The sequence below is a fragment of the Glutamicibacter sp. genome (assembly GCF_035257265.1).
Taxonomy (GTDB): domain Bacteria; phylum Actinomycetota; class Actinomycetes; order Actinomycetales; family Micrococcaceae; genus Glutamicibacter.
Window position 1 is genome coordinate 22,413 of sequence record NZ_DATEXC010000061.1, and the last position, 6,703, is coordinate 29,115.

6 protein-coding genes are annotated in these 6,703 nt (G+C 53.7%); 5 read left to right on the top strand and 1 reads right to left on the bottom strand.

The features are described 5' to 3' along the window. Positions 1-69: 69 nt before the first annotated feature. Together VJ369_RS17175 and speB are read left to right on the top strand one after the other, a co-directional pair. Complete coding sequence (locus VJ369_RS17175; RefSeq protein WP_324093213.1) at positions 70-1,458, top strand: MFS transporter; 1,389 nt, start codon at positions 70-72, stop codon at positions 1,456-1,458. After that, positions 1,455-2,453, top strand: a complete 999-nt coding sequence (speB, locus tag VJ369_RS17180) for an agmatinase (RefSeq protein ID WP_324093214.1) — start codon at positions 1,455-1,457, stop codon at positions 2,451-2,453. The genes VJ369_RS17175 and speB overlap by 4 nt, the downstream gene beginning before the upstream one ends. A gap of 220 nt (positions 2,454-2,673) precedes the next feature. Here speB and VJ369_RS17185 read toward each other — a convergent pair whose 3' ends face one another. Further along, positions 2,674-3,300, bottom strand: coding sequence for a helicase associated domain-containing protein (locus VJ369_RS17185; RefSeq protein ID WP_324093215.1), 627 nt, complete (start codon positions 3,298-3,300; stop codon positions 2,674-2,676). Positions 3,301-3,876: 576 nt separating this feature from the next. Between VJ369_RS17185 and VJ369_RS17190 the strand changes: the two genes are divergently transcribed. The 3 genes from VJ369_RS17190 (at position 3,877) to VJ369_RS17200 (ending at position 6,375) form a co-directional block, all read left to right on the top strand. Beyond that, a complete protein-coding gene (locus tag VJ369_RS17190; RefSeq protein WP_324093216.1) occupies positions 3,877-5,310 on the top strand; it encodes a hypothetical protein in 1,434 nt (477 codons plus the stop codon). A gap of 241 nt (positions 5,311-5,551) precedes the next feature. Next, positions 5,552-6,145 carry a ParA family protein gene (locus tag VJ369_RS17195; RefSeq protein ID WP_324093217.1) on the top strand — a complete coding sequence of 198 codons (594 nt, stop codon included), beginning with the start codon at positions 5,552-5,554 and terminating at the stop codon, positions 6,143-6,145. Next, positions 6,142-6,375 carry a hypothetical protein gene (locus tag VJ369_RS17200; RefSeq protein ID WP_324093218.1) on the top strand — a complete coding sequence of 78 codons (234 nt, stop codon included), beginning with the start codon at positions 6,142-6,144 and terminating at the stop codon, positions 6,373-6,375. The genes VJ369_RS17195 and VJ369_RS17200 overlap by 4 nt, the downstream gene beginning before the upstream one ends. Positions 6,376-6,703: the final 328 nt, after the last annotated feature.

Genomic DNA, 6,703 nt, shown 5'->3' on the forward strand with positions numbered 1-6,703 from the left:
ATCACCAATGATGGAACTACTCAGCAATTCAGTCCTGTATTACAGGACCTCCAGAGAGAAGGCTCAGCAGTGAGAACTCCTGTTCAACTCATTGACGATGCACCACTAACAAGGTTCCACAAAAAGCTCACCGTCTTCTCCTCGGGAGGTCCCTTCATTGACGGCTACGCGCTATCCATTATCGGGATTGCTTTGATCACGATGGTCCCTGCCCTGGATCTAAGCATCAGTGAAGTAGGAATGGTCGGAGCCGCTAGCCTCGTGGGGATCTTCTTCGGTGGCGGGGTGTTTGGGTGGGTCACCGATAAGGTCGGCCGCCATACAATGTACATCCTAGACTTGCTCGCACTGGCCGCATTTTCGATCCTCAGTGCTTTCTCCACCGACATCTGGCAATTGGTTATCTGGCGCTTCTTGTTGGGTGTGGCAATCGGCGCCGACTACCCCATCGCCACCTCGTTGCTGGCTGAGTTTCTCCCCCGCAAACACCGTGGACGGCTCTTGGGAGCCACTTTCGTAGTTTGGGCGATAGGGGCGGCCGCGGCCTTTGCCGTCGGCTTCGCGATGCGCGATATGGGCGAAGACGCTTGGCGTTGGATGCTAGCTAGCCCTGCGATCTTTGCGATCATCACCTTGCTCTTCCGCTTAGGGACCCCTGAATCTCCTCGCTGGTTGTTATCCCGCGGAAGGGTCGAGGAGGCACGTGCGGTGATCAAGAAAGTCTATGGAAACGACTATGACGTCGCTTCCCTCGGTGAGGATGAGAATGAGGGCAAGCGCGCTGCGAAGTTCGCCGATATCTTCAACAAGAAATTCTGGCGTCGCACCCTCTTTGTCTCTATTTTCTGGACCGCGCAGGTGATCCCGCTTTTCGCTGTCTACACTTTTGCCCCTGAACTGCTTTCGTCCTTCGGTCTCGACGGAGATGCAAATCTTTACGGAGGCTCGCTGATCATTTCCATGCTCTTTGTCATTGGAGGGATTCCTGGCTTATGGCTGGTGGAGCGTATCGGCCGGCGCAAGCTACTGCTGTGGACTTTTGGAATTATCGTGGTGGCGCTGGCCGCCCCGGCATTCATCCCAGGCGTCGGTCCTAAGACACTGTTCACCGCACTAGCGATCTTCGCCCTGGCCTCTGGTGCATCCAGCTTCCTTGAAGTCGTTTACCCCAATGAACTTTTCCCCACCGAGATCCGGGCTACAGCAGTCGGCTTCGGCACCGCGATCAGCCGCGTAGGTTCTGCTGCCAGCACCTATCTGATGCCGGTAGCGATCATCAGTTTCGGAGCCTCTGGCGCGCTACTCATCGGCGCTGTCATTTCCTTAGTCGGTTTAGTCGCCACTTTCATCCTGGCCCCTGAAACCGCCAACCGCTCCCTGGCTGATATTTCCGGCAACGAACCCACCAATAAATCCAACATGCCCGAAGAAAAGAAAGCAGAAGGTAACCTCATATGAGCAATCACCAGCCTATTGGACCAGTGGAAGCGACCAAAGTCCCCCGGTTTGCCGGACTCGGAACCTTCGCCCGGTTACCGCAAATTGATGCGGTCCCTGACTACGACATTGCTGTGCTCGGCGTCCCCTTCGACGGAGGCACTTCATTTCGCCCAGGCGCGCGCTTTGGACCGGCTGCGGTTCGCGAAGCATCACGCCTGCTGCGCCCGGGCTACCACGTCGAACTCGACGTAACACCAGTGGAAAAGGTCCAGGTCGTCGACGCCGGAGATATTGCCTGCACCCCATACGATATTGGCAAAGCAGTAGAACAGATCGAAGAACAGGCCTTACCACTGCTGTCCAAAGACAAGCGCGTCATCGCTGTCGGAGGGGACCACACCATTGCACTTCCGATGCTCCGGGCAGTGAACAAAATCCACGGACCAGTCGCCTTGCTGCACTTTGACGCCCACCTAGATACCTGGGACACCTACTTCGACGAGCCGATCACCCACGGGACCATGTTTCGCCGTGCCTTCGAAGAAGGACTACTGATCGAGGACAAATCGATGCACGTGGGCATCCGCGGACCGGTATACGATCAGGACGACTTCCTGCGTGATCACGAGTTCGGTTTTCAAATAATCCGTTCCACTGACATTGACGAGATCGGCGTTCCAGCATCGATCGCCAGGGTGCGCGAACGCCTGGGTGACACACCGGTATACCTCTCGGTAGACATCGATGTCCTAGACCCCGCTTTCGCTCCAGGTACAGGAACCCCTGAAATGGGTGGCCTGCACTCACGTGAGCTTTTACGTCTGCTGCGCGGACTCAATGGCATCAATATTGTCGGCGCAGACGTCGTGGAAGTAGCTCCTGCTTACGACCATGCAGACATCACTTCATTGGCCGCAGCGACAGTTGTGTTCGACATGATGGGACTAATGGTCAATTCGGGCAACTTAAACACCTTCACCGAGGAGCATCTGATGGACGAAGCATCAGTCTAAGGAAGAAGAACACGAACACTAAACGCCTGAGGGCCCGGACCACCAAATCATTGTCCGGGCCCTTAGGAATTTAACAGGGCAGTTTACTTCGCCTTTTCGCGGATGCAGTCTTGAAATGATTGCACTGGTGCTTCAAGGACTTTTGAAGCGGAACCCTGAGTGAAATCGAGATCCGAGATCATCTCAGTAATTTTTCCGATGGAATGAAACCATGAAGCGGTCACATGCGGCTTTGCCAGTGAATGAATGCCTCATCCATTATTTTCAGCCGCCATGGCAACAGCGTGCCCTCAGCCCGCTTTTGGTGCTGCACATGTAGCCAGACACCAAGAACGCGCTCGGTCTCTGAGGAATGGTTTTGATAGCGTGGGGTTCGTTCATAGGTGGCCGTGAATTCGATCAGCGAGGCGAGTTTTGTACGCCAAACCTCATCTCGTTCCTGTTGTCGAGTATCAATACTCCAGCCGATCAGGCCATCTAACAGGATGATTTTTGATGCTGACATCTCACTGTTACGGTACGCGCGGCCCTGATCCAGGACCCACCGGTGCAACCGCCGCTCTGTGTCGTCTCCATCATGATGTGGAAGTCGGCCATGAATAGTTTGAAAAGCTAGAACTTCAGCCAGTAGCTTTCGCCAACTGACCGTAGGGCGGTCCACTCCCCTAGCAGCCAGAGCTGTCTCATGCTTGGCACGAGTACCTGGTGCGTATCGTTCTCGTATCTGGAAATGACGGTGGATGGTGGCACAGTGCCAATGGCATAGATCCGATATTTCGCGCACGGTCAAGCCGGCGGCGTACATCATGTCCCATTCGGGATGCCTCGAAACTTCCCACCCTGCCATACAGATAAAGCTACTCCAAGCAATTCGAAACATCGAAGAGGAGGGCAGAACAATGTGCCGGAGTGTGCGCGAGAAACCTAAGTTGAATGGATGCCATGCCATCAGCCGATTGTTAGATGCTGGCATGGTTAATTTTTAAATTATTTATTCGTGTCGCACCGATCTTAATGGTGTCGCTATCGAATAGTGTGGGTGTATGAGTTCACCACGTCGCCCCCGAGGGTCTTTGCAAGATCCCATCGCTATGGGTTGGAAAGTTGAGCGGGGAAATAAAGACTATTTCGCCGAACTAGCGTCCAAAGCAGGAATGTCGGGTGCCGCGCTATTTGACCTCATGGTAGAAAACCTAGAACTTGACGACCGAGGACTTCCAACTTGGCTTCCTCGCGATGATTCGAAAGGTCAGTTACCTATCGATAAGCCTTAAACAGAAAAGCCCGCGCATCGCGCGGGCCTAAGATTCTGAATCCGATCTGACGTTCTCGCCAAAGTTCCCAGATCGTGATTTACCAGTTAGCTTCCGGCTACCACACCGGACGCTCCCTCTTCTTTACCCTGAAACAGGAAAGACGTTGTATGTCTATAGTAGCGCCTGAACGCGCCCACGCAACAACCCAACCCACTGAAACACGCCAAAACTACGCGATTCAGAACACAAAAACCCCCCACTGGGACACCCGACCGTGCAACGGACGCGTCAAAGCTATCCAAAAACACGTCACCAAAGGGCACAAATCCTTCGTGCGCGCAGACACCCCCGAGCACTTCACGGCCAAGGGGAAAACCCAGTTCAACGCCTCAAAAGAAGCGTTCGCCACCAAACACGAACAGACCCCCACCCCGGTCCACATCCGCCGCGTCTCCCGCGCCCAAGAAACCTCTGACCGAGCCATCAACTGGGCCATCCCCACCGGCAGCAAAAAAGTTGACCACACCGCCCAAGCCTGGCGCGCCACACGCACAATCGACGACCTCCTCGCCAAACGCTCCGACCGCATCCGCAACACGTTAGCCGTCCTCTGGGTCCTCCTTCGCTACACCGACCACGACACCATGACAGCACGCATCACCTGGAACACCATGGCCGAAAAAGCACGCGTCTCCCGCGCCACCGTCGGCAACGTCCTCTACGACCTCCGCTCCTGGGGCATCATCGGCATCGTCGCCTCCGGCCGCAGCGCCGAATACGCAGCCAAAGCCGGCCAACCAGCCACCAACGAAGCACCCGTCTACGTCATCTGCCGACCTATCGGGCTTGGTTTGCGACCCCAAGATGCGCAAGACACCACCACCACCCACCGACCAGCTCAGGAATCTCCTAGCCACACAGCCTGTGGAAATAACTTAGAACCCCTCCCCGTAGGGGGGTTAACAACTTACGTAGTAAGTTCCTACACGCGCGCACGCGAGGAAAAGATCCAAAATGAGCCGCTACGCGGCACTGAAAAACCATTAGGGCACGGCTCCGCCGCGCAAACTAACGACCACGAACAGCGACCAGTAGAGCTGTGGCCAGTTTCCCGGACGATCAGCTCGAGACCACAGGGATTATCGGCTTCCGCTGAAATCTCACGGCTTTTCCCTGACTTCCGACGTTTTTCAAAGAAAAACATTTTCCACATCATGAAACCGTTTTTCGTAGCGGGTTGGACCATCAACGACATCAAACATGCCCTGGAATGGCGCACCACACCAGGACTTCACGGCAAAGAATCCTGGGGAGCACTCCCCCAGCACAACCCTGACACTCAGTCCTACATCGACTACTGCCAAATCCTTCGAGCAGCCATTATGCACCGCATGAACCTATGGCGTACCGCCACAGGCGAAATCATGACCAGCCGCTCCCAACAAGCCCAAAAAGCCAGCAACCACGCCCGCGCAGCCGCCCGAGCCGCCGCCGAACGCCAAACCAAACAAGCCGCCCAACGCCCAATGCTACGCACCGCCGCCAGCCGAGGCGCAGCCCTCTGCCGAGCAGTTAGCAAAGCCTACAAAGACCGCCATTAACCCAAAAGGAATGGAATTTACCGCCGGAAGTATCTACAGGCGGACAAATTCAAAACACTTGACCTGGCACATGACTAGGAAATATCGGCAAAAGGGAACGGAGGTACTTTGCACGCGAACTAGCTTGCATGCAATCATGCAAGCTAGTATAATCAGATATAAATACAAAGCATGCAAGCTAAATTGCATGCAAAATCAGTTGCATGCAAAACATTTTGGGTGCAGAAGATAGGAGGTCCGGATGACAACAACTATCGCACTTGTACAAACCAAAGGTGGAGTCGGGAAAACTACCAGCGCAATTTACATTGCATGCGCACTAGTCGCTGACGGTCACACCGTCGAACTGTGGGACACCGACATGCAGGGCTCAGCTACCGAATGGGCTGAGGATGCTGCGGAATCCGAAAATCCCTTGCCATTTCCAGTGAAAATCGTGAACCTGGCCAAGCTCAAGCGAATAGCCGGCCAAAGCACTAGCGACTACATTGTCATTGACACTCCCCCAGGAGACCCCGCAACAATTGACGCGGTGATCAAAATTGCAGATGTGGTTATTATGCCAACCGAAGCAGCCATCATGGATTTAAAGCGATTAATTGCCACAAACGATGCTCTTCCACTGGACACCGCCAGAATTGCACTTCTTACCAAGGTTAACGAACAAACTGTCGCGCTACGCGAAAGCTTAGAGTACATCGCAGACAGTGACCTTGCTCTATTTGCAACCAGGATCAAACACAAACAAGCATTCAAAACAATTCCAGGAGAAGCTCCAACTGACTTCCTGGGATACGAAGACGTTGTCAAGGAACTCAAGGAGGCGCTGTCATGAGCAGCTTAAAGGACAAGATGAAACCAGCAGGATCGGCCTCCCAGAAGCCGGCCTCAGTCAGCGAGAGCTTTAGGAGTCCGGTAACCGATGAAACCGTCACTAAACCTCTAAATGTGCGTGTATCCGAAGAGTTAAAAACAGAAATCAAGCTCTACGCAGCAGCCAAAGACATCAAGCTTCAAGATCTGGTAACTCTAGCTGTCAGCGAATACATGGAACGTCACCCATAAGCTCTTCATGAGATAATATTTTTACTTCCTTTCCTTGGAAGCATATTGAACCCGACTGCCTTCCTATGCGGTCGGGTTCATCTTTTAACTGTCACTTGCTAAATGCTGTTCTCTTGCCCCGATGCCCGATTGTTGCACGCCTGAAAGACCCCGTAAGGGCGCTGCGCGTCGCTACGCGATAGGCTATGCCTACCCTTGACCGCTCTTTCAGGTGTGCACTTTAGCATTTATCGGGACAAGGGGAACCCATGCAAACTTTTGGTCAATCCCTTAGTTGATTTGTGATGCAATTTTTCTATAAAGCATGCAAGCATGAAAAATATCAAAA